General features: G+C 36.3%; 20 protein-coding genes and 1 pseudogene. 2 read left to right on the forward strand and 19 right to left on the reverse strand.

The features are described from left to right. Window positions 1–237: 237 nt before the first annotated feature. From ML436_08320 to ML436_08405, 18 genes are all read right to left on the reverse strand, one after another. A complete protein-coding gene (locus tag ML436_08320) occupies window positions 238–1,170 on the reverse strand; it encodes a conjugal transfer protein (protein ID UMT77204.1) in 933 nt (310 codons plus the stop codon). After that, window positions 1,167–2,168 (reverse strand): bifunctional lysozyme/C40 family peptidase, encoded by a 1,002-nt coding sequence (locus tag ML436_08325; GenBank protein ID UMT77205.1) that lies wholly within the window; start codon window positions 2,166–2,168, stop codon window positions 1,167–1,169. The genes ML436_08320 and ML436_08325 overlap by 4 nt, the downstream gene beginning before the upstream one ends. After that, window positions 2,165–4,342, reverse strand: coding sequence for a YtxH domain-containing protein (locus tag ML436_08330; protein ID UMT77206.1), 2,178 nt, complete (start codon window positions 4,340–4,342; stop codon window positions 2,165–2,167). The genes ML436_08325 and ML436_08330 overlap by 4 nt, the downstream gene beginning before the upstream one ends. Window positions 4,343–4,344: 2 nt before the next feature. Next, entirely contained in the window at window positions 4,345–6,792 is a 2,448-nt protein-coding gene (locus ML436_08335; GenBank protein ID UMT77207.1) for an ATP-binding protein, read from the reverse strand. Beyond that, window positions 6,776–7,168, reverse strand: coding sequence for a conjugal transfer protein (locus ML436_08340; protein UMT77208.1), 393 nt, complete (start codon window positions 7,166–7,168; stop codon window positions 6,776–6,778). Before ML436_08340 ends, ML436_08335 begins: the two co-directional genes overlap by 17 nt. An 88-nt stretch (window positions 7,169–7,256) precedes the next feature. Further along, on the reverse strand, window positions 7,257–7,754 hold the full coding sequence (locus tag ML436_08345; protein UMT77209.1) for an antirestriction protein ArdA: 498 nt from the start codon (window positions 7,752–7,754) through the stop codon (window positions 7,257–7,259). 116 nt (window positions 7,755–7,870) lie between these two features. After that, complete coding sequence (locus tag ML436_08350) at window positions 7,871–8,092, reverse strand: hypothetical protein (protein UMT77210.1); 222 nt, start codon at window positions 8,090–8,092, stop codon at window positions 7,871–7,873. 42 nt (window positions 8,093–8,134) lie between these two features. Further along, entirely contained in the window at window positions 8,135–9,340 is a 1,206-nt protein-coding gene (locus ML436_08355) for a replication initiation factor domain-containing protein (GenBank protein UMT77211.1), read from the reverse strand. A gap of 22 nt (window positions 9,341–9,362) precedes the next feature. Continuing rightward, window positions 9,363–9,515, reverse strand: coding sequence for a conjugal transfer protein (locus ML436_08360; protein UMT77212.1), 153 nt, complete (start codon window positions 9,513–9,515; stop codon window positions 9,363–9,365). A 2-nt stretch (window positions 9,516–9,517) separates the two neighbouring features. Continuing rightward, a complete protein-coding gene (locus ML436_08365; GenBank protein ID UMT77213.1) occupies window positions 9,518–10,903 on the reverse strand; it encodes a DUF87 domain-containing protein in 1,386 nt (461 codons plus the stop codon). A 28-nt stretch (window positions 10,904–10,931) separates the two neighbouring features. Beyond that, window positions 10,932–11,318, reverse strand: coding sequence for a YdcP family protein (locus ML436_08370; GenBank protein ID UMT77214.1), 387 nt, complete (start codon window positions 11,316–11,318; stop codon window positions 10,932–10,934). A gap of 15 nt (window positions 11,319–11,333) precedes the next feature. Next, window positions 11,334–11,648, reverse strand: a complete 315-nt coding sequence (locus ML436_08375; GenBank protein ID UMT77215.1) for a YdcP family protein — start codon at window positions 11,646–11,648, stop codon at window positions 11,334–11,336. A gap of 457 nt (window positions 11,649–12,105) precedes the next feature. Beyond that, complete coding sequence (locus ML436_08380) at window positions 12,106–13,308, reverse strand: acetate kinase (protein ID UMT77216.1); 1,203 nt, start codon at window positions 13,306–13,308, stop codon at window positions 12,106–12,108. 87 nt (window positions 13,309–13,395) lie between these two features. After that, window positions 13,396–14,343: a class I SAM-dependent methyltransferase gene (locus ML436_08385; GenBank protein UMT77217.1), complete on the reverse strand. Its 948-nt coding sequence runs from the start codon at window positions 14,341–14,343 to the stop codon at window positions 13,396–13,398. 127 nt (window positions 14,344–14,470) lie between these two features. Further along, a complete protein-coding gene (gene tpx / locus ML436_08390) occupies window positions 14,471–14,965 on the reverse strand; it encodes a thiol peroxidase (protein ID UMT77218.1) in 495 nt (164 codons plus the stop codon). 90 nt (window positions 14,966–15,055) lie between these two features. Continuing rightward, window positions 15,056–15,832 (reverse strand): TSUP family transporter, encoded by a 777-nt coding sequence (locus ML436_08395; GenBank protein UMT77219.1) that lies wholly within the window; start codon window positions 15,830–15,832, stop codon window positions 15,056–15,058. A 43-nt stretch (window positions 15,833–15,875) separates the two neighbouring features. Next, window positions 15,876–17,099 carry a tRNA 4-thiouridine(8) synthase ThiI gene (gene thiI, locus ML436_08400; protein ID UMT77220.1) on the reverse strand — a complete coding sequence of 408 codons (1,224 nt, stop codon included), beginning with the start codon at window positions 17,097–17,099 and terminating at the stop codon, window positions 15,876–15,878. Further along, entirely contained in the window at window positions 17,099–18,247 is a 1,149-nt protein-coding gene (locus ML436_08405; GenBank protein UMT79507.1) for a cysteine desulfurase, read from the reverse strand. Before ML436_08405 ends, thiI begins: the two co-directional genes overlap by 1 nt. Before the next feature lie 662 nt (window positions 18,248–18,909). Here ML436_08405 and ML436_08410 point away from each other — a divergent pair. Continuing rightward, window positions 18,910–19,912: pseudogene (locus tag ML436_08410) on the forward strand (transposase). A 57-nt stretch (window positions 19,913–19,969) separates the two neighbouring features. Here the strand turns inward: ML436_08410 and ezrA are convergent. Next, window positions 19,970–21,664, reverse strand: a complete 1,695-nt coding sequence (gene ezrA, locus ML436_08415; protein UMT77221.1) for a septation ring formation regulator EzrA — start codon at window positions 21,662–21,664, stop codon at window positions 19,970–19,972. A gap of 136 nt (window positions 21,665–21,800) precedes the next feature. Here ezrA and ML436_08420 point away from each other — a divergent pair, with 136 nt between their 5' ends. Next, the gene (locus tag ML436_08420) at window positions 21,801–22,265 is read left to right on the forward strand and encodes a GAF domain-containing protein (protein UMT77222.1); all 465 of its coding nucleotides are present in this window, start codon (window positions 21,801–21,803) and stop codon (window positions 22,263–22,265) included. Window positions 22,266–22,418 lie beyond the last annotated feature (153 nt).

Genomic DNA, 22,418 nt, shown 5'->3' on the forward strand with positions numbered 1-22,418 from the left:
AGGTATTCTTAAACTGGGTACAAAAAACTAAGCCCTCCTAAAAAAGGACATCCAATTATTTGTTCCCACTATCAAATTGACAGTTTATTTAAGAATACCTTGCCGCATATTTATTAACTCCTTTTAAATAGATACTTAAATAATAGCACGTAAGAGCATATTTGTAAAGGAATCTCCAATTTTTTATCAAAGAGAGTACGTGATTACAAAATAGCTGTAATAATGTACCAATATTTGTTATTCTATAATCTTCCAATTACTCCCGTTCTTTTCAAGTACCAAATCAAATTGAGATACCTGCGTTGCTTTGGTCTGCTGGTCGATATACTCCACTGTCAGCGATACCGTGACTTGATTATCCTTACGATTGTGAATAGGATTTACCAGTTCTTGAAAGATGTACTCTTTTCCGATTGGTTTTAATATCCCGTCATTCACATAGTAGGAAAGTTCACTGGCTGTCGCTGTAGGATAGAGCTTGAAGAACGTCGTTAAAAACTCATTGATTTCATTGGTTGTAATGGAATCAACCGTCCCCTCACTTTCAATGGCTTTTGGTTTATAACTTGATTTCTTAGGTATGTTGGTAATGGTCGGATTCTTAACCAGTACCATATTTCCAGAACCATCTACATAGACACTCACTATATAAGCAGAGTGGACGGTCTTTGTATTTTCTCCCTCTGTAATGAGCTGGTCTACACTGTAGGTTACATTAAACTCATTGTCGCCAGTTGGCTCTACCGTCCATATCTGAAATCCTCTTACAGAAGACGATACAGGAATATCTTTGCGTACTGTATCAACATTGAGAGCTTGAAGTTCATCTGTCAGATAGCCTTTTAGACTTTCCATTCGATTATCAATGGACTTATCGGATTGCTCCCATGAATAGTAGACTTTCGCAAAGTTCTCTACAAAATTTTCTACATGATGAGTATCAACGTATTCCTTTTCTATGATAGTTGTTTCGTGAATAGTATGAGTATCTATAGCTGTAAAGTGCTTGAATATCGCAAAGCTGAAACTAAGCCCTAAAAGTACCCACAAGGCAATCACAACCTTTTTATGAGGATTGACCTTATAGACACGAGGTTTCTTTTCCTTTGGTATCTGTTTTTCTTTATTCTGATTTTTTCTAAATTTCATCATTAAATCTTCCTTTCTCATTGTTTGATTCGTCCTGCTCCCACTAAATGCTGTTGCCAGTAGGGGCTTGTTAAGTCGGCATAACCGATTGGGTCGCCTGCATGAAACATACGGTTATTGCCAAGGTATATCCCAACATGAGTAATATAAGAGCCAGCGTTATAGGTAGAATGAAAGAAAACCAAATCGCCAGCTTGTGCTTCCGATAGTGGGATATGCTGGGTCACATCATATTGCTGTTGTGCGGTTCGTGGTAAGTTAATTCCAGCTTTTCCATACGTCCATTGTGTCAGTCCGCTACAATCAAAAGAAGTAGTCGGGGAAGCTCCACCGTAAACGTATCGCCAGCCCTCATATTTCAGTGCTTCGTCCATGATGGCTTGTACCGTATCATCATCAAACTCTGTTGTGACAAGATACTGCGTTACCAGTTGCACATAAAACATATTGCCATAGTTGTATCGCCAGCCCCCATTGATAGGTATGGCTATGGGATTGGGGTAAGACACTTTTTCGCCACCTGAATACTCTTTTGAGAAACTTTGAGCCAGTTCAAAGGTATATTTATTTCCACGATTAGCCACATACCCTAAGAAACCACCACCATAATTGTAGGACTGGATAACCGATTCTAAATCTACACTGAGCCTTTCGCTACTGGCTAATAATTCACTGAAATACTTCACACCTTGCTTAATGGATTCTTCTGTACTCAATGAATTAGGTGGAAGACCGAGGGATTCCGAGGACTGCATAACATCTTCCGCAGTACCGCCCGATTCCACCTGTATAATCGCAAGAAGTATGTTGACATATTCTTCAACGCCATATTCTTTGGCATATTTTTCTACCATAGGCTTATGAGCCAGCACTTCTGCGGAAACATTCACACCTCCATAATGAATATTGGAAATTCCGCTGTCCTGTTCATCTGAAAATAAAATGGCAACAAACAGAAGCAGTGAGAAGACCATCAAGAATAATCCAGAACCACCAATCACTAAAGTTTTCAACTTCATGGTTTCTTACCGACTTTCTTAATGGTGGCGGTTTTGATTGGTGGTCTACTTCTTGTATTTTGTAGTGGTACTCTTTGAACAGTAGACGGACGTTCTTTTGTGATTGGACGTTGTGAAGTTCTATCTGCTGTAGTGGTTGAAGTTGCTGGCTTTTGAACGGTTTTTTCTTGAACGGTATTGCCTTGGCGTTCCACTTTTGGACTTGAAAAATCGGACTTAACTGCTGGACGCTCTTGTTTGGCTTGTTGAGATTCCTTATATGAAGTCTGAATATTAGACTGTTTTGAGGTCTGTTCATCATGATATTGTTCTTGTCTTGTAGTCGGTCTTTCATGAACAGAAGAAGCAGGCTGTTTTTTCTGTTTGACCTGTTCCATTTCAGAGCGACGCTTCGCAATGGTTTTTCGCCTTTGTTCCTGCTGTTCCTTGCGTCCACTGGCTCTGTCCGCTTTGGTTTGAGAAATACTACTGGTTAAATCACGGACATTCTCTTTTACTTTGGATTTTCCTTGATATACTGCATATCTTGCATTGGTCGGCAAATCTTTAACCTGTTCTTTCAAACCACTAGCAGTGTCTACCATTCTGTCTTTGGTATCAGCTACTGTACCGATGGTTTGACCGATACGTTTTCCAAGTGTTGATTTTTCCTTTCCGTCTGGTCGGGAGTGATCTGCTTGTGTCCTTGCAGAACTCCCCGAACCCGACTGTCCTTTTTTACCTGTAACAATGGCAGACCCAGCCCCTAGAGTAGTCATGGAACGTCCAAGTTTCCGCTGTAGACGGTGCATGTGAGCGTGCATAAGCATACGAGGTTTTCTCATCACACGACTTCCCACACTTTGAGAATCGTTACTCTGTAGAGAAAACATACTCATTAAATCGCCCAGCTTGAAGTAGATTCCTGCAAAGGTCACAATCTGTAGAAAAGCAATCAAAAAGAACGGATAACCAGCCGATAAGGTATAGAGCATGGTTGAAATACTAAATGCTGTCGTAATAATCAATGTGATTCCAGCTCGTGTCAAAATGGTATTAAAGAGCTTTGTTATGGCTCGTTTTGACATACCATCAAATGATGGAATCATGCTTAAAATAAAGCTCACAGGCAGAAACATAGCATAGATGATAAAAAGTACCTGCGAGAAAATCATGATTCCTGTTAATAGGAATACAAATATGGAAATCCCAATATTGAAGACAAATAGGAAGAAGACTGTACCTAAACGGTTAATGGTCTTTGTAATGGTTAGATTGGTATTGCTTCTGTCTTCAATTTCTTCCGCAACAATTTTTTCTCTGTCTTCGCCATTGTTGGAATCTGGGCTGGTGGAGAGCAGGCTTTCCACACGGTCAATACCGATACTTTCAATGTCTGAACTGTTGTATTGAAGCAGTAGCCACGGTTGCTGAACCTGTATGGAAAACAGGCTATCTCTGATTAAGTCCACGCTGTCCTTGCCTTGACTATCGGAATGGGGCATGACAATCTTCGTGCCAAGTGATAAACTGGCATTACTGATGTCTGATGAAAAGTCATTGATTTTTTTAATGTAGTCGGGAGCGTAGGCAATAAAGGAAGCCGATAGGATAAACACCAGCACAAAATTCATAATGGCATGAATTGCCTTTGTGGTTTCTCTCTTTATCAGTCCCGTATAGGCAACATAAACCCCAAGAACCAAAATCAAGAGTAAGAGGAATCCAACATAGAAACCCTCTGTTGAAAATCCGTTTGCACTCACACCAGCTAAGGTCTGCATATTCTTACCAATGGAATCTGCTGTAGCGGAAATGAAGTCTAAGGAATAGGCTTCCTGTACTAAGTAACCTGTCGCATTGGAAACATACAAACTGATTGTCCAAATAAAATTGGTAATGGCATATAGTCCATACATGACCTGTTTTCCAATCCCGTCCGACCAGTTCCACGGAAGCCAGCCCCAGCTATTATCCACATAAAAATCCAGTTGATAGTTTTCAAGTGGGTATCGGCTGTATTCATTTGCCACATTGACCGTATCATCTACCAAGCCCGCAGCTTGAACCACCGTTCCCAGCATGGCTAAAAGAAAAATGGCAATCACAAGTGTGAAAGCCACTGTCATTGCCACTTTACCTAGACGTTTCAGCGTCCAGTTTGATTTTATTCTGTTTACTATTGATGGTTTCACATTTACACCTCTTTTCGCACAGGTGGTCTGGTATCAAAGGCATGGAGCAGTTCTTCAAATACAGGGTGGAACTGTATCACACCGACACGACCATATAAATCACTGATAAGGCATTGCCCGTTTTCCAAATCACGCAATCGCTTCTGATTGTTTTCGTCCTCTGGGTCTACACCAAAAAAGGCTAAGGTCTTTTTAATCTCGTTAAGGTCAGTGGAACGAAATGCAAATTTTAAGCCGAGGTTATTTTTCAGTTTTTCATCTAAGAGGTCGTCTGTATTTTGGGTCACGAAATATACCCCAGCGTTCATAGCACGACCAGCCCGAACCAGCTTCATAGATAGTGTTTTTCCTTGTGCTACCTGTAAAAAGCTCCATGCTTCGTCTAAATCTACAATCTTGAAAATGCTTCGGTCTGTATGGATAAAGTCTAAAGCAAAGGTACTAATGACAATCAGCATAGCAACGGATAAAAGCTCCATAGTGGTATATTCCTCAAAGGAAGTTTCCTTGTCGGGAAGTACCAAGTCCGCAACCTGTATAATGTTCAGTTGTTTTTCTAAGCTGATAGACTGCTCCACATAACCATTACTGAATAATAAATGTGCAAAGTCATAGTCTGTAAAACTTTCGATATGGTCGGCTATACTGGTACTTAGTGGCGTATTCTCAACCCGTAATTCCTCAATCACTTTCATCAACCCTCGTACTTCACTATTGGTTACTGCACGAATGGCTTTTCTAAGGATTGGGAAGCGTTCCCCATCACGAGAGGAAATCCCCGTAAGGAATGTCAGAATATCAATAGCCAGTGATTCAGAATCTTTGGGATTTTTCATAATCACATAAGGGTCAAGTAAGCCTTTGTTTTTCTCATCAGAAGTCAGAGTGACGATATTGATTTCATGGGAAATCTCTGGCAAGGTTTCTTTCCATCTGCCACGTTCTGCTTTTGGGTCTACAATCACTGCTTGTGCCCCATAAAGCACCGCATAATAGACGATAAGGTTATTCGCAAAGGATTTACCACCACCCAGCGAACCAACAAAAGCCGACGCTAACGCATTGGTTACTGAACCCTTAACCCCTTGACTGGCAAGAGCAGGTTTCAGATAGACATTGCGTCCAGTATCTAAGCTGTAGCCAACATAAATCCCCTCATTTTCCCCCAGCATTTGAGTAGCACCAAAACCTAAACCAGCGAGGAAATCAGAGGTCACGTATTGAATATAATCATTCATATAACGCTTGCTGGCAGGTAAAAATTCTTCATGTAAGCCGAGCATATCCCCAAATGGTCGTACCAGTTTTACGCTTAAATCGTCATAAAAATCTTTCACTTCATTACAACGACGTTTGAGTTCGTCAAGATCATTTGCTGATACCCTTACCACATAAGACAGCTTGTACATAGATTCCTTGCTTTGGTCTAAATTGGTTTCCAGCTCATTCACACTTTCCAGAGCTTCCGCCACATTGGAGCTGGTTTCATTATCACTTTGCCAAGCGTGGTTATCCAAGTCTTTCAGTTCTTTCTTTTTATTGCGGACAGTAGATAGGGCTTTACGATTCGCTACAATTTCCACATTCATTGACGTATCAATCGGGAATGTAAATTGCTGTTGCTGGTAGTAGAAGATTTCAGAGGACGGGAAGTCCAGTTCTCCGACAATGCTGTTAATGGTAAAGTAAGCTACATAGACGGTTTCATCTTCCTGCTGGATTTTCAAATATCGCTGTTTTTCTTCCACCAAACAGCGAGTAGGCTTAATCAAGTCATAGTATTTAATCAGCGTTTCATTATCCAGCTTTTTCTTTGATAGATGGTACTCATACTCTTCATAGGCAGTGCCTGTCTGTCCGTAAAGGTGTTCAATCAGATAGCCGAAGTCGTCCTTATCTAACCTGCGGATTTTGAAACGACGAGAGATTTTATTTTCTAAGAGCTTTTCCATCTTCTGAAAACGCAGGATTTCATCATTACTCATACTAACAAAATCGCCCATCAGCTTATGGTTCACATCATAGACAAAATCAGACAAAGCATTTTTTGCTTCAACGGTAAGACTTTTCATAGAAAACTCCTGATCGTTGAGAAGCAACTTAAAGCCGATAAAGAAACGGTAGTTCACTTGATTTTCGCCAATCATGGATATTAAAGCGTCTGTCTGTTGGTCGATTTTGTCATAGGCAACCGCTTTGAGCTTGCCAGTGACTTCATTTTTGGAACGCTCTTGTGCAGAACGTATGCTGGATTCTGTACTGATTTGTAAAGCATGAATTTTGCCATCACGATTTTGTGCGATAAGCTGTCTGAAAGAATCATGCACTTGTATTTTCTGTTCTGGACTTAGAAATGAGTAATTGTAAGGAACAAGCTCATAGTAAGCATAACATTCCCCGTCTTTATTCCAGACGAGATTGTTTTCAATGTATTTAATTGGATATGCCATAAAATTCACTCCTAACTGCTGTAATGGCTTCTTGTGGCTGGTTTCTGCCAAGCGTTACTTTTTTTCCTGCATAGGTCAGCTTTGGTCGCAGTGCATAAGCAATGACAGACTTCAAAAATCCATAAGGCTTTTTACCATCAAAAGTTTTTGTAGACATAAACCATGTGAAAGCCACAGGAATCCCAAAGTATTTGAGAAATGCTCCCTCTATCATGGAAAGAGGGGGCAAGTTGCCAAGTATCATCACTGCAAAGAGTGACACGACAAACCATGTCATTTGCGTAAAGGTTATGGGAAACGGAAGTCTAAAATCATTGATAGAATACAGTACCTTTTCCACAGACCAGATACTGGTATAGCTTCGTATTTTCTTCATGTAATCAATCCTTTCATAAAAAATAGGGGTAGCTGATTGAGCCACCCCGTAAAATAGAAAATCTGCCAGTAGTAATGTACCGACAGATTTAATAGACGATTTCAAAAATCCCATGATTGGTTGAGATAAACGTTCCTGAAAGGTCTAAATCCCGACCATAGGCTTGATAATCAATATAGTTTTGAAGACTAGCTGGTACTTCGCCTAAAGCACCCGTTTCTTCAATGTAGTAGCGTGCCACGTCATACATATCATCACAATCGGAATGAATGATAATATCCTCTTGATGTTCGCTTAGTTCTTCAATGCTTGAAAAATGAGTGAGCAGAGCAGATAGCTCCGATTGTAATTCTTCGGGTAATTCCGATACCATTTCCCATAGTCGATTGAGTTCGCCAATGGAAGTGTATTCGTCAACCGTAAAGGGTAACTCGTAGTCATGAATGGCGTATTCCTCATATTCATCATTCAAGCCGATTTTCTCTTTGACTTCCTCAAAGTCAATGGGAAAGGTAAACCACGCACCGACCAATTCGCCCTCATTGTATTTGCCTAAATTCGCAATATAGACTTGCATATCGTCCATATATTCACGTCCTTTCTTTGTAGAGATTCAAAAATCCCTACCGCACTTCGTTTGGTGTACCATTCCTTTGCGGAACATAAGAAAACCACTTATATTCCACAAAAGAACGGTTTTATTTAAGCACCAATAATGCGATTGAATAGCTCTAGTAAAATGTCTTTTACTCCAGCAGCGTTGAAGACTAAGCCAACCGCAATAATCGCAATAATTAAAAAGCCAATCAGTTTGCTAAACTCACGCTTGAAGCCAAGATACAAGCCAATCACAACGATTGCTAAAAGCACCAGTGATTGAGCGTTTGATAGAAACCAGTTATAAAGGTTTTGTCCAAAATTCATAAAAATGTTCTCCTCTCTATATTCAATGAATTTGTATTTGAGTTATTTTTTTGTTGTTATCACGTCCTGTTCTTTTACTGACTGTTGCTTCAAAATCTGCTTGTGTCGGTCTGTCAGTTTCGCATGGTCGAGAATGTCTTTTACAACCTGCGTCTGGTTGATTTCATCAAGTTTAATCGCAACCTTTAAGGTCGGGGCAACTTGATGAGATAGCCAGTTCAGCGTCCTTTGGAAGGAGTAAGGCTCTGGTTTTGTGGTTAGTTTTAATCGTTCGCGATTGTTCCCAATAAACCAAGCCCATTCTTCATTCAGTTTCCAATCAGAACGAGGTTTGGAATCGTCTTTATCTACAAAACGGATATACCGATTGATAATTTTAAAGGCGGTATGCTCTGGATTGTCATAGACGAGTAAATCACGGACTGCATAATAGGCACGCTCATTTTTCAATCGAATCTCAAAACGGTTTTTTACTTCTGCGTCTTCAATGGGAATATCATTTTTCTTGTACTGCTCGTAGTCCTTTTCATAGATACAGAAATAAACTTCACTTTGTAATGAACCGATATAGAGGGTGTTTCCCATACATTCCTTTTCCTCTTTGCGTACCAGTTCGCCACTGCGATAGCTTTTAAAACTGCGGAAGACGGAGATACATTCTTCCTGTTGGCACTTTTCAGTGAGTACAGGGATATTTAAAATCCCTGTCTTATCGTTAATGGCAAGGTCAAGGCGTTTCATCACACCGCCAGCCACCAAAACGTCCATAAAGAACTCATACCAGCTTCTTTGTTGTGCCAGAAGATAGCTTTCAAATTGTCTGCACCCACGACCTTTCAATTCCACCAGAACTCCTTTGTCCAGTTCATGGGAGCAAAGGACGAATATGTCGCCTAAAGCATAATGCTCTGAATAAGAATAGAAACCATAGTCCTCATGAAGAAAATAGGACAGTTTCAGTTGTAAGATGTTTTCGACCACCTGCTGTACGTCTGTTGTCGGAAAGCGAATTCTTACATAATCAAACAGCATTTCAAGGGGAGCGTCGGGATTGAAGCGTTCCAGAGCTTCCCAAAGGGACTGCTGTAAATCCTCTGATGGCTTGACTTTTCCTGTTTCAATATCGCTTAGATACTGCCTTGTAATACCAGTCGCAACAGCTAAACGGTTTTGAGATAGTCCATAAGCCAAGCGTTTTTCTTTTAAATGCTGTAACCAAGTTTGTTCATTCAGTAAAAATCCCTCCAATCAAAAAGGCGTATGTCAACTTTTAAAGCCCATTTGACATACGCTGAAATTTTGTAAATCCCTTGTAACCAAAGGATTTTCTAATGTTTTTTTGACTGTTTCCTGTCGATTTGTACCCCCCTGTTAGATACGGGGGGTTAAGTGCTGGCGTGGCTATTGCCACACCAGCCAGCAAGATCAGTCCACACCTGCGACTTCCGCTTCGCACGTCGCCTGCGTGGACTGTCTGCTGTTGGATAACTTTTTAATTTCCTCCAAGAAATCATATCCTTTTGGTACAAGGGGAGTATAAAACTCTGATATGACACTTGTTCCTACATCAACATAGCCACGACCTTTGATTCGCTTTAAGAAGAAATCCTTTTGTACGTCACTGCCAAACATCATGCCATAGCCCATTTCAGACATACGACCTAAAGCCACTCTGAAATTAAACTGATCACGGATTCCGTCGCCTAAATATTTTGCGTCTGGACGTTGACAAGCCAGTATTAGAAAGAAGCCAGCTTGACGACCTAACATGACAATCTGTTTCAGCTTATTCATAACTGCGGTGTTTTCTTTTGTTCCCAGCATTTCCATGAAAGCGACGTATTCATCAAAGATTAAGAAGTGTGCCGGGAGACCTAAGTAAGCATAATTTTTGCCAGTCTTATAGTTCTTCATCTGCTTCATTTCCTCACTACGTTTCATCATTTCTTCATAGAATGTTTCAATGCAAGAAAGCAAGTCTTCTTTTCTATAGTAGACATTTGCCATCACAGAACCTAAGTCCGCAAGATCAGCATTTTTCGGGTCAAGAATATACAGTTTTGAATCTGTATGAAGCAAGGCTTCAATCAGTGTCAGTATAAAGTAAGTTTTACCGCCACCTGTACCACCAGCAATCAACATATGAGGGAGCTTATCATATTCCCACCATACGTTTTTCATTAAGCGAAGTTTACCATCTTTAGCTTCTACTTCATCAATAGAAATACGACTGGCTATGGTGTCATAGAGCAAAGTATATTCCACATAGGAATCCTTTAACTCTTTATCCGTCAGCTCACAGTACAAGCCACTCTCTAATTTCTTTTCCAAGTGTAAGAGTTGGTCTTGATATTTTCCCAGCGTGATTTCCACCCGTATCTGTATCAAGCCATTTTTAAGTCGATAATACATTTTAGGGAAGTAGGTTATCTTTTCCTTTGTACGACCAGCACTATCTTTAAAGAAACCCTCTGTTTTGACCTGTTCAGATTCATACCACTTGTTTTCAAGTATCATCTTTGCCAGTTTTTGACGGTGGTAAAGTTGTTTAACCGTATCATAGCGAACCCGTTTGAATACAAACGCTACCAGCAAGCAGATAAGAATTGCGACACTGAAACTGATAATTAAATAGGGAATGTCAATCTTATCTGCTTGTGATAGGTTAAAATCCTGCCAGTTGATCTGCTGGATTGTCTTCACATGAAACAGTCCGACAACCAGCAGGAAAACAGGCAGGAGTGACGCTATCGTAAAATGAAAGACTAAATCTTTACCAGATGGGCGAATCCTTTTACCACGCTGTTTCATGCGAAAAAGTCTCCTTTCTACCTAGCGACTATTTGTCTTGTGTCGGTTCTTTCTTTGCTTGTGGTTGAGCTTTGAATGAACTAGAATCCTTTGTCAGCACAATATCGTCTGCCTTGATATACCAGTCAACATCTGCTCCTTGATAGGTGGCAGTAGCAACGGTGTCCGCAATGGGATTGATAAGTTCCACCCGTGCGTTATAATCAAACTCTTTCAAAGGCACGCTGGCAGGAATACTTACTTGAATCATGCGTCCTTGTCCTTTGGATTTTAAGTCATAGGTACGTTCCTTGATTTCATCTGAAACCGACCCGTCTTCATTTTGGATTCTCACTTCACGACGTAGAGCAGAGAATTTCAATTCTCCAAAAGTCGTGTCTTTATCTAATACAATGCCATTTGCTAATCTCATCATTTTTCCTCTCTTTCTTTATTCTTTTATCATGTCGTCAGCATGTAAAAGGTAATTTGTAAAACCACGAGTGCCGATTTTGTAGCCCTCTGCGGTAATACGTGGATTGACTAACTTCACACGTTCCTCAAAGCCGAAATGTTTTTCGCCAGCTTCAGCAGGAAGCACCACCACAATATCATCTGCTCTTTGAACATCAGAATAGAGATTATAGCTTCTTGATAAGACAGTTAGCCGTCCGTTGATTCTTCGCTGAACGACTTTATCCTCGCCAGCAAATTCTAAATTGCCGAATGTTTTTTCCATGTTGGGAATCACAAATTTAAGTTCCATATTTTTACCTATCCTTTCTTTTTTATTGGCTGAATGAATGTTTGATGGTCTTAAAGAGTGGGGAACGACCTTTTGATTCTTGATTTTTTGTTTTCATAAGTTCACTTCCTTTCAAAATCGGGTAAAAAAATAGACACCTCATTTTTTGAAGTGTCTACCTATTAAATATTCAAATTTTATTGGAAGTATCTTTATATCTTCACTTTTCAAGGATAAATCGTCGTATCAAAGCTCATTCATAAGTAGTAAATTAGTAGTAAATTGAGTGGTTTTGACCTTGATAAAGTGTGATAAGTCCAGTTTTTATGCGGATAACTAGATTTTTATGCTATTTTTAGCACAAACATTTAAAATTGTCTTAATTATGCATCTCTTTAGTTTCCGGACATTCAATAAAAAAAACACCTATCTCCTATATAATTTCATAGGAGATAAGCGCTTGTTTTTTATATTAAAATTATTTCAAACCACCGAATGTCATAACATCACGAGCAATCATACTTTCTTCATCTGTTGGAATAACAACAACTTTAACAGGAGAATGAGGATAATTGATAAATCCTTCTTTACCACGTTGTAAGTTTTCATTTTTCTTAGGATCCCAGTATACGCCCATGAATTCTAATCCTTCAAGTACTTTCGCACGAATTTCTACAGAGTTTTCACCAATTCCTGCAGTAAATACGATAACATCTACACCATGCATTCTTGCTGCATATGAACCAATGTATTTGTGAATTTTAGATGCAAATACATCTAAAGCCATTTGTGAACGTGCTTTACCTGTTTCAGCTTCTTCAGATAAGTCACGTAAATCACTTGAAGTACCTGATAAACCTAATAAACCAGATTCTTTATTTAAAATTTCTAATACTTGTTCAGCAGTTTTACCAGTTTTTTCCATAATAAATGGAATTAAAGCAGGGTCAATATTACCAGAACGTGTACCCATTGTTACACCTGCAAGAGGTGTGAAGCCCATTGATGTATCAATAGATTTACCACCATCAATCGCTGCAATAGATGCACCATTACCGATATGACAAGAAATAATACGTAAATCTTCAATAGGTTTATCTAATAATTCAGCTGCTCTTTGAGATACAAATTTATGACTTGTACCATGGAAACCATACTTACGAATACCAAAGTCTTTATAGTAATGATATGGCAAGCTGTATAAATATGCTTTTTCAGGCATAGTTTGATGGAATGCTGTATCAAAAATTGCCACATGAGGGATATTTGGTAATAATTTACGGAATGCACGGATACCCATTAAGTTTGCTGGGTTGTGAAGTGGTGCTAATTCGCTTAATTCTTCAATTTCCTTTTCAACCTCATCAGTAATAGCTACTGATTCAGGGAATTTTTCACCACCATGTACAACACGGTGTCCAGTTCCATCAATATCATTAATATCATTAATAATATTGTGTGCTTTAAATGCGTCTAACATGATATCTACCGCTTCTACGTGGTCTTTAATATCTTGTACTGTTTTAACTTTTTCCCCGTTTACTTCGATTGTAAAAATTGAATCCTTAAGTCCGATTCTTTCTACTAAACCTTTTGTTACTAATTCCTCTTCGGGCATTCTAATTAATTGAAATTTTAATGATGAACTACCAGCGTTGATAGCCAAGATTAATTTTGACATAAGTAATGATCCTCCATCGTTTGCTTTTTATACTATTTCATTTTTCATTTTATCATTCATACAGTTTTATGACTATACTATTACAGATTATTTTTTAGGACGATTTGTGTCCATCCATTGATTTAACTCAGTCATAAATCCTTGGAATTGTGAAGGATTTTTGAAATCAGGTATATTCGCTAATAATACTTCAACTGGCTTTGTTTCACCCGATTTTTTCTTTTGTAAAATTAATATGGATTTTCGTGCTTTTTCATTTTTAAATAAAGTTGGTGGCAAATTTAAAAATGCTTGCATTTCCGTCTCTGTTGCAATATATTTTTCAAGCTGTTTTACATGTTCACCTGTAAATATATTACTTGGCACTACTAAAAAGGCATATCCAGAAGCCTTTAACGTATTTATTGCCTGTTCAATTAATAAGTAATGTGAGTAGCTATGTCCTTCATCAAAGCCTAGCTTAAATTCCTTACTTCTCTCGTCCAACGGATAATATCCTACTGGAAAATCACCAATCACAACATCAGCCTCTTCTATTGGTAAAGGCATAATTGCATCTTGAGGATAAACATCAAAAGGTATTTCTAAAAAGTTAGCTAAATGCACACTTACGCGTGACAATACTGGATCAACTTCAATTAAATGATGCATCACAGCTATTTCAGGTAATACTTCATTTACAGTTGCACTTAGATGTCCCGCACCACTTGCGATATCAACGATGTGCAACTCTTGTTGACTATTCATAAATCGTTCAACTAAAAACCCTAAAATAAGCCCGATAGAGTCTGGTGTAATTTGATGATTTGCCTGTATCTTTTCTTCTTGCATTAAACTTAAATATGCAAATTGAAATGCTTTACGTCTGTCCTGTAATGTTGCTTGTTCTAATAATTCTCTATCATTCGTATAAACTTGTTCCATTGCTAATCCTAGATTTTCAATAAAACTTTGTCCATTTTCATTATTTAAAGCTTTAGCTTTTTCATCTAATGTATGAAATAAGCGTTCCATAATTGTTTGTTCTTCTGCCATATCGTCGTCCCTCTCCAATAAAAAGTGCCCATTGGTCTGTAAACAAGCATTGAAAACAATACTATTGTAATGCTGTTGACATCGATGGACACTAAGTATAGATTTAAAAAATTATTATCTTAAACGCTTAAATATTTTGGTATGCAGCTAAAGCAGAATCAAAGTCTGGGAAATCAGTACCTTCACTTACAATTTCTTTATAAACGACCTTATTGTCTGCATCTAACACAAACACTGCACGAGCTAATAAGCGAAGTTCTTGCATAACAACACCAAAGTTTTCACCGAAAGATAAATCACGGTGATCACTTAATGTAATGACATTGTCCAAACCAGCTGAAGCACACCATCTTTTTTGTGCGAATGGTAAGTCTGCTGAAATGGTTAATACAACACCGTCTTCTTTAGAAGCTTCAGAATTGAATTTACGCGTTTGTTGATCACAAACACCTGTATCAATTGATGGTACTACACTAATCAATTTCTTTTTACCAGCATAATCTGCTAAAGTTACTTGATTTAAGTCATTATCTAATACTGTGAAGTCAGGTGCAATGTCACCTTCATTAATTTGTTGCCCTACTAAGTGGATTGGACCACCTTTGAATGTAATTTCAGTCATAAATTGACCTCCTACGAATTAAAATTTCTAACCTTATCATACGCAATTAAAAGTCAGATTACAATTTTCAAGCATTAATCAAAAGAAATTTTAATTTGATACAAATTGTTGAATATAATCAAAAGCATTTTTTAAAATTAAAATCGCAGTAACAATAATAAATAAAACTTTTACATAACTAACACCTTGTTTAATCGCAAAATGGGCACCTGCATAGGATCCTACTATCATACTTACAGCCATAACTAAACCTATAATATAATCTACTTGTCCTAATATCATAAATAATACAAGTGCACCAATATTTGATGCAAAGTTCAATACTTTGGCATTTCCGGCAGCACTCAAAAAATCAAATCCAAAAAGTAATAATACAAACAACATAAATGATCCTGTGCCACCACCAACAAAACCATCGTAAAAGCCTATTAAAATAAATAACCCTGCAAATAATAATGCTTTCTTAAACGTGAAATGTGTAAATGTGCGTGTATTTCCCCAATCTTTTTTTAATAACGTAAAAATAAATACTGATGAAAGTGCAACAATAATCAATGGCTTCAATACGTGCGATGGTATCATCGTTGCAATAAAAGCACCACAAGCAGATGCTAAAAATACAAAACCAAATAACTTTGCTACGACTTTAAAATCTACATTACCTGATCTTAAAAACTTAACCGCACTAGTTAATGAACCAAATGAACTCGCTAATTTATTGGTACCTAATGCAATGGATGGTGGCAAACCAATTGCCAATAATGCTGGCGTTGAAATCAAGCCTCCACCACCTACAACTGAATCGATAAATGCTGCTATAAAACCAAAGACAATAATGATTAGAATCATCGTTAAATTTAAATCCACAGTTAAACATCCCCTTATGTTTATTGTTAGTCTCTAATTTTAATTATAGAAAGTCGTTTATTAATTCGTCTGTCTGTTGTTCTTTTGAAGTTTTATAGTCACTAGTAATTTCTAGTGTTTCAATGTTTTCAACAGCGCGATCAATCATTTCTTCAAAGTCAAAAATGCTTTCGTATTGAACAACTTTATCAAAGTTTGGTTCAGTTACTGGATTTTTAGGAGTGAAAATCGTACAACAATCTTCAAATGGCTGAATTGATGTTTCAAACGTACCAATTTCCTTAGATTTTAAAATGATTTCTTCTTTATCATATGTTAATAAAGGACGCAGTACAGGTGTAGAAGTGACATTATTAATTGCATACATACTATGAAGTGTTTGACTTGCAACCTGTCCTAAATTTTCACCATTTACAATAGCCAGTGCACCAATTTGATGTACTAATTTGTCAGCAACTCTCATCATCATACGTCTTGTTGATGTCATCGTGTATCTAGGATGAACAACTTTATTCACTTGTTTTTGCAATTCTGTAAAAGGAACAATGTGTAGTTTAATTGGACCAACACGTTCAGCTAAAATACGTGTAAGTTCAATAACTTTTTCTTTCGCTTGTTCACTTGTAAATGGCGGACTATGAAAATGAATGGCTTCAATCGTTACACCGCGTCTCATTACTTCCATGCCAGCTACCGGTGAATCAATTCCACCTGATAACATAAGTAAAGTTTTACCACCTGTACCTACAGGTAAACCACCTGCACCTGATACAACTTCTTCATACATGTATATTGCATCTAATCTAACTTCCACTCTAATTTCATGATCCGGACGCTTTACATTAACTGAAATGTTTTCAATCTGTTTCAAAACTGCACCACCCAATTCACGTTGCAACTCATACGTATCCATTGGGTAATTTTTATCGGCACGCTTTACATCGATTTTAAATGTACTACCGTTCTCAAACGTTTGTGCAAATTTGATTGCTGCTTCACTCATAGCTTCTAAAGTTTTTTCAATTTTTAAAACTGGACTAATAGATTTAATACCGAAAATTTTTGATAAACGATATGTGATTTCGTGTATATCAGCATGTTCTTCTAATTCAATATACATGCGGTCTCGTTTACCTTTTACAACAAAACCTTCAAGACCTTTTAAAGATTGATGAACATTATTTCTTAATTGATTTACAAATTTCTTTCTATTTGAACCTTTTAATGTTAGTTCCCCATACCTAACAAGCAAGTGGTCATACTTCATTATCTAAGCAACTCCTTAATTTCCTCATATATGATGATGAATGTTTCTTTAAATTTTTCAATATCTTCTTTAGTTGTAGTGGCACCAAATGATAATCGAATACTACCTTCAATTGCCTTATCTGATAATCCCATAGCAGTCAGTACTTCATTTAACTTATTACGCTTTGATGAGCAAGCACTAGTTGTTGATACCATAATGTCATACTTTGAAAATGCATTTACAAGCACTTCACCTTTCACACCAGGAAAACTAATATTTAAAATAAATGGTGAAGCATTTCTAGCCGAATTTATATAAACACCTCGAAAAGTTTTAAGGAATTCCCTAATATCTTCATTTAAAGAGTCTACATAAGTGTGTAAAGCTTCACGATTATCATTTGCTATTTTCATTGCTTTAACTAAAGCAATATCGCTAGGCAAATTGATAGTACCGCTTCTTACACCATATTCCTGGCCACCGCCTTGAATAATCGGCTCGATATTTTGAATATGGTTAACTAACAATACACCTTGCCCTTTTAAGCCATTAAATTTATGACCACTCAAACTAAGGCTATCTACATTTTTAAAATCTACCGGAATTTTTCCGAATGCCTGCACAGCATCCACATGAAAATGTACTTTCGGATATTGTTTTAAAATTTCAGCTATTTCAGCAATTGGTTGGATTTGTCCAGTTACATTATTTACGTACATACAGGTAACTAGACCGACTTTATCGGACATTAATTCATTAAAGTGTTGTAAATCAATACTTCCGTCTTTCGTCACATCAACATATTTCACTTTAAATCCTTCGCGTTCTTCCAAATATCTTACAACTTCTAATACAGATGGGTGTTCCAATATCGATGTAATAATTTCATTTGCTGTATCAAATTTGCGATAAGCGACGCCTTTCAGCGCAATATTATTTGACTCTGTAGCTCCGCTTGTGAACACAACATCATAATTTTTATTGGCATTCACCATTTTATTAATTTGAACTTTTGCTTGTTGTAGTAATTGATCTGCTTGTAAACCAGCTTTATGCGGACTACTAGGATTAAAATACATTGATTGATTTACTTTTAAATAAGTATCTAACACTTCTTCAAATGCTTTCGTCGTTGCCGCATTATCTAGATATATCAAAATAAACACTTCTCTTTCATTAATCATCAATCGTTTAAAATTGTTTTTACTCAAGCATTATACTATTATCACACAAAAAATAAAGGTTATCAGGTAAATTAATCATATTTCTACTTATTTAACTGCAATAAAAATAGCAATTATATGATTTTATTTATAATTTGGAAATCATTGTCATGTAAAATTTATTCCAGTGTCGAATTACATTTAGATTTAAAAGCTACATTGAATACCTTGCAATTTCCAGCTATTTTATTCTGCGGATGGATAGAATGACACAGAATATAAAATCTTCCTTATTACCCATACAAAACAAGCGAATCAAAAAATGCACAGGCTGGGACATAAATCCCTAAAAAAACAGCAGTAAGATAATTTTCAATTAGAAAATATCTTACTGCTGTTCTCTATTTATACAATACTTCGTATTGAATGGCTTCGCTTTCCTAGGGTGCCGTCTCAGCCTCGGTCTTCGACTGGCACTGCTCCCTCAGGAGTCTCGCCATTAATACTACGTATTAACATGTAATTTTACTTTTAAATACTTTAAAAAAATAAGACACTTTGCCCAACTTGCACATAAATGTATAATTCAATAATTTGAATTTTCTGTGTTGGGTCCCTTCGTATAATTTAACAAATACCACTAAACTAAATTAACGAGGTGCCTTATGTATAAAAATTATAACTTGATCCAACTTACACTACCAATAGAAACTTCTGTTAGAATTCCTAAAAATGATATTTCGAGATATGTTAATGAAATTGTTGAAATGATACCTGATAGTGAATTCGATGAATTCAGACACCATCGTGGCGCAACATCCTATCATCCAAAAATGATGTTAAAAATTATCTTATATGCATATACTCAATCTGTATTTTCTGATCGTAGAATAGAAAAATTACTTCATGACAGTATTCGAATGATGTGGTTAGCTCAAAATCAAACACCTTCTTATAAAACTAATAATCATTTTAGAGTAAACCCTAATACTGATGCGTTAATTGAATCTTTATTTATTCAGTTCCATAGTCAATGTTTAAAGCAAAATCTTATTGATAATAATTCAATTTTTATTGATGGTACAAAAATAGAAGCTAGTGCCAATAGATATACATTTGTGTGGAATAAAAGTATTCAAAATCACGAATTGAAATTGAACGAAAATTCAAAAGCATTATATCGTGACTTAGTTGAAGAAAAAATAATACCAGAGATTAAAGAAGACGCAGATAGCGATTTAACAACAGAAGAAATTGATTTAGTTGGTAGTCATTTAGATAAAGAAATCGAAGATTTAAATCATTCTATTGAGAACGAAGATTGTACTCAAATTAGAGAAAAGACTCATAAGAAAAAAACGAAATTAAGAAGTTCAAAAAGAAATTTGATGATTATTCTGAAAGAAAACGTAAATATGAAAAGCCAAAATCTATAGTCAAAGAAAAATTGATGTAGATCCTGTTTTTGGATTTATGAAGGCTATTTTGGGTTTCACACGAATGTCAGTTCGAGGAATAGATAAAGTTAAACGAGAGCTAGGTTTTGTATTAATGGCACTTAACATAAAGAAAATAGCGACTCAACGAGCTGTATATTATCAAATATATTTGAAAAAAGCTGATTTCTATCAAATAATTAATAGAAATCAGCTTTTTTACATTGCCTAAGAACTTAATGTCTCAAGCTCTTCTCATAATTTGATTAACACATATTTATATAATCTTCTATTGTTTAATAACTTCTTCTTCAATATGTTTTGTAACGCCAGGCTCCACACTTTCAAGTGCTTGTTCTGAAATTTCAATCGCACGTTTATAGCGATTATTTTTAAACAACCTTTCAGCTTCATTCAAACTTTTATCTACATTGCTATAATCTTTACGATATCTGTTTCCATATTGAATTAGTTTCTCAGCATAAACAGCGTTAACGAGAACATCGTTTGCCTCATCTTCAAATGTATTCATTTGTATAACAATTTTTGATACTTTATCTTTTAATTGTTTAACATGAATTGGACGCTCACTAAATTGTTCATTTACGTCACGAACTTCATGATCGATTTCATTTTTCATAATGATAAATCTTTCTGGCACACTTGTTAAGTTAGAAGCAAGTAATCGACGGTATACTTCCTCTTTCTTTGATTGCACACGTAATAAATTATCTTCAGCTTCTGCTTCATCCTCGCGTAATTGAATAAGATGATTTTGAAGCTTTTCTTGTTTTTCGTTAATTACTGTGACATGATCCTCAAGATACTGTAAATTGTCTTGAACTTCACTATATCGTACAGCTGATTTAGACATTTCTTTTAAAATATCATCGTATACAGAAATCAAACTTTGAATTTCATTTTCAAACTGACGTACACTTTGTGCATCAGATTCATTAATATAGTAGTTTTCACGTACATATTCAATTTCAGTTTGTAGCGTGTAGTTCATGTCTTTAGCTTTAAATAAGTTATCTGTAATGATATCTTTGGTTTCCTCAACATCATTTTTAGCTTTAACTTCATGTTCAATTAAATCATACATGTCATCTAACTTATCATTAATGTGAGCTAATTTATCATTTGCTTCTTCCAATTCTAAACGACTAATTAATGGCTCTACAAAACTAAGTTCAGTTTTCAAACTTTGTAACGTACTATCTACTTTTACGTGATCAAGGTCATATCCTTCTACTTTAAGATCACGACAACCATATTTTAAATCTTGGAATTGACCAGGTAATTCTTTTTGTGTTTCTCTAATTAAATCTGGTATTTCTTCCATATATGATCTCAGCTGTTTCATTTGTTCATTCAAGGCAGCTATATGGTTGTGCGCTTGTACATAATTACCATCAACTTTAAGAACTTCAAATTGCTCTAACTTTGGCTCAAACTTTTCAATTTCAGTTTCAAGTAAACTTGCTGCTTCACCAAATTGATGGCGATTCGCTAATACATCACGTTTCATTTCTCGATAATCGACTTTACATTTATCATATAATTCATCATTATCTTTATATAACGCAATAATTTCGTTTACATCTTCCAATTGTTGTTGATAACTTTGTTCATAGCTATCTAACAATTCATTTGCATCGTCAATTTCAGTTTGAGATGCATTAAAACTAAATTTATCTAGTAAAGCCTCGGCATTATGGATTTTTTCTTCCACAGGAGCTAGATACTTATTTGTACTCTCTACGTTGTCCTTTTTCATTGCATCGTATTTCGTTTTTGTTTCACCTTTTAAATTCAACTTAGATAATTGTGCAAGGTTTTGATCAAAAGGTAACGTTTCAATTTCATTTTTACGTTCTATTGCTTTTTCAATGATTTGTCTTTTGTTAGAACGTAAATAGAACAATACACCTACAGCAATCAATATAATCACAATTATTGCCAAAATGATATATAACACCATATGCTTCTCCTCCTAATTTATCATTACTATTATAACGTAATTTTGCTTAAGGATAAATTATAAAATGAATTTATTGCCATAATATTTTCGAAATTCTATACTATTATAAAATCTATGAAAATAAGAGGTTTTAAATATGACAACAATTAAACCAACAAATTACGCATTATTAAAGAAACAAACTGCAAGTCTTATTGAGGATGAACATCATATAATTGCTATTTTGAGTAATATGTCTGCACTATTAAACGACAATTTAGATCAAATTAATTGGGTCGGCTTTTATTTAAAAGAACAAGACGAACTTATACTTGGTCCTTTCCAGGGTCACCCTGCTTGTGTTCATATACCAATTGGTAAAGGTGTATGTGGAACAGCAGTTTCTGAGCGTCGCACACAAGTTGTTGCTGACGTCCACAAATTTGAAGGTCATATTGCTTGTGATGCCAATAGTAAATCAGAAATTGTTATCCCGATTTTCAAAGGTGATGAAATCATTGGCGTATTAGATATAGACGCACCAATTACAAATCGCTTTGACGAAAATGATCAAGAACATCTTGAAGCAATTGTTAAAATTATCGAAAAGCAACTCGCATAAAAGGACACCAGGATTTTCAATAAAGTATTGACAGTTAGCAGGAAAATGTTACAATAATCTTTGTGTGAATTAACGAAAGTAGCAGTTGTATATTATTGAGCGCTATGTTGTTCCCAATGCGGACGTGTCACGTAACTGTCGCTATAAGGTGAA

The sequence above is a fragment of the Staphylococcus roterodami genome, assembly GCA_022493055.1.
In the GTDB taxonomy this organism is placed as follows: Bacteria; Bacillota; Bacilli; order Staphylococcales; family Staphylococcaceae; genus Staphylococcus; species Staphylococcus singaporensis.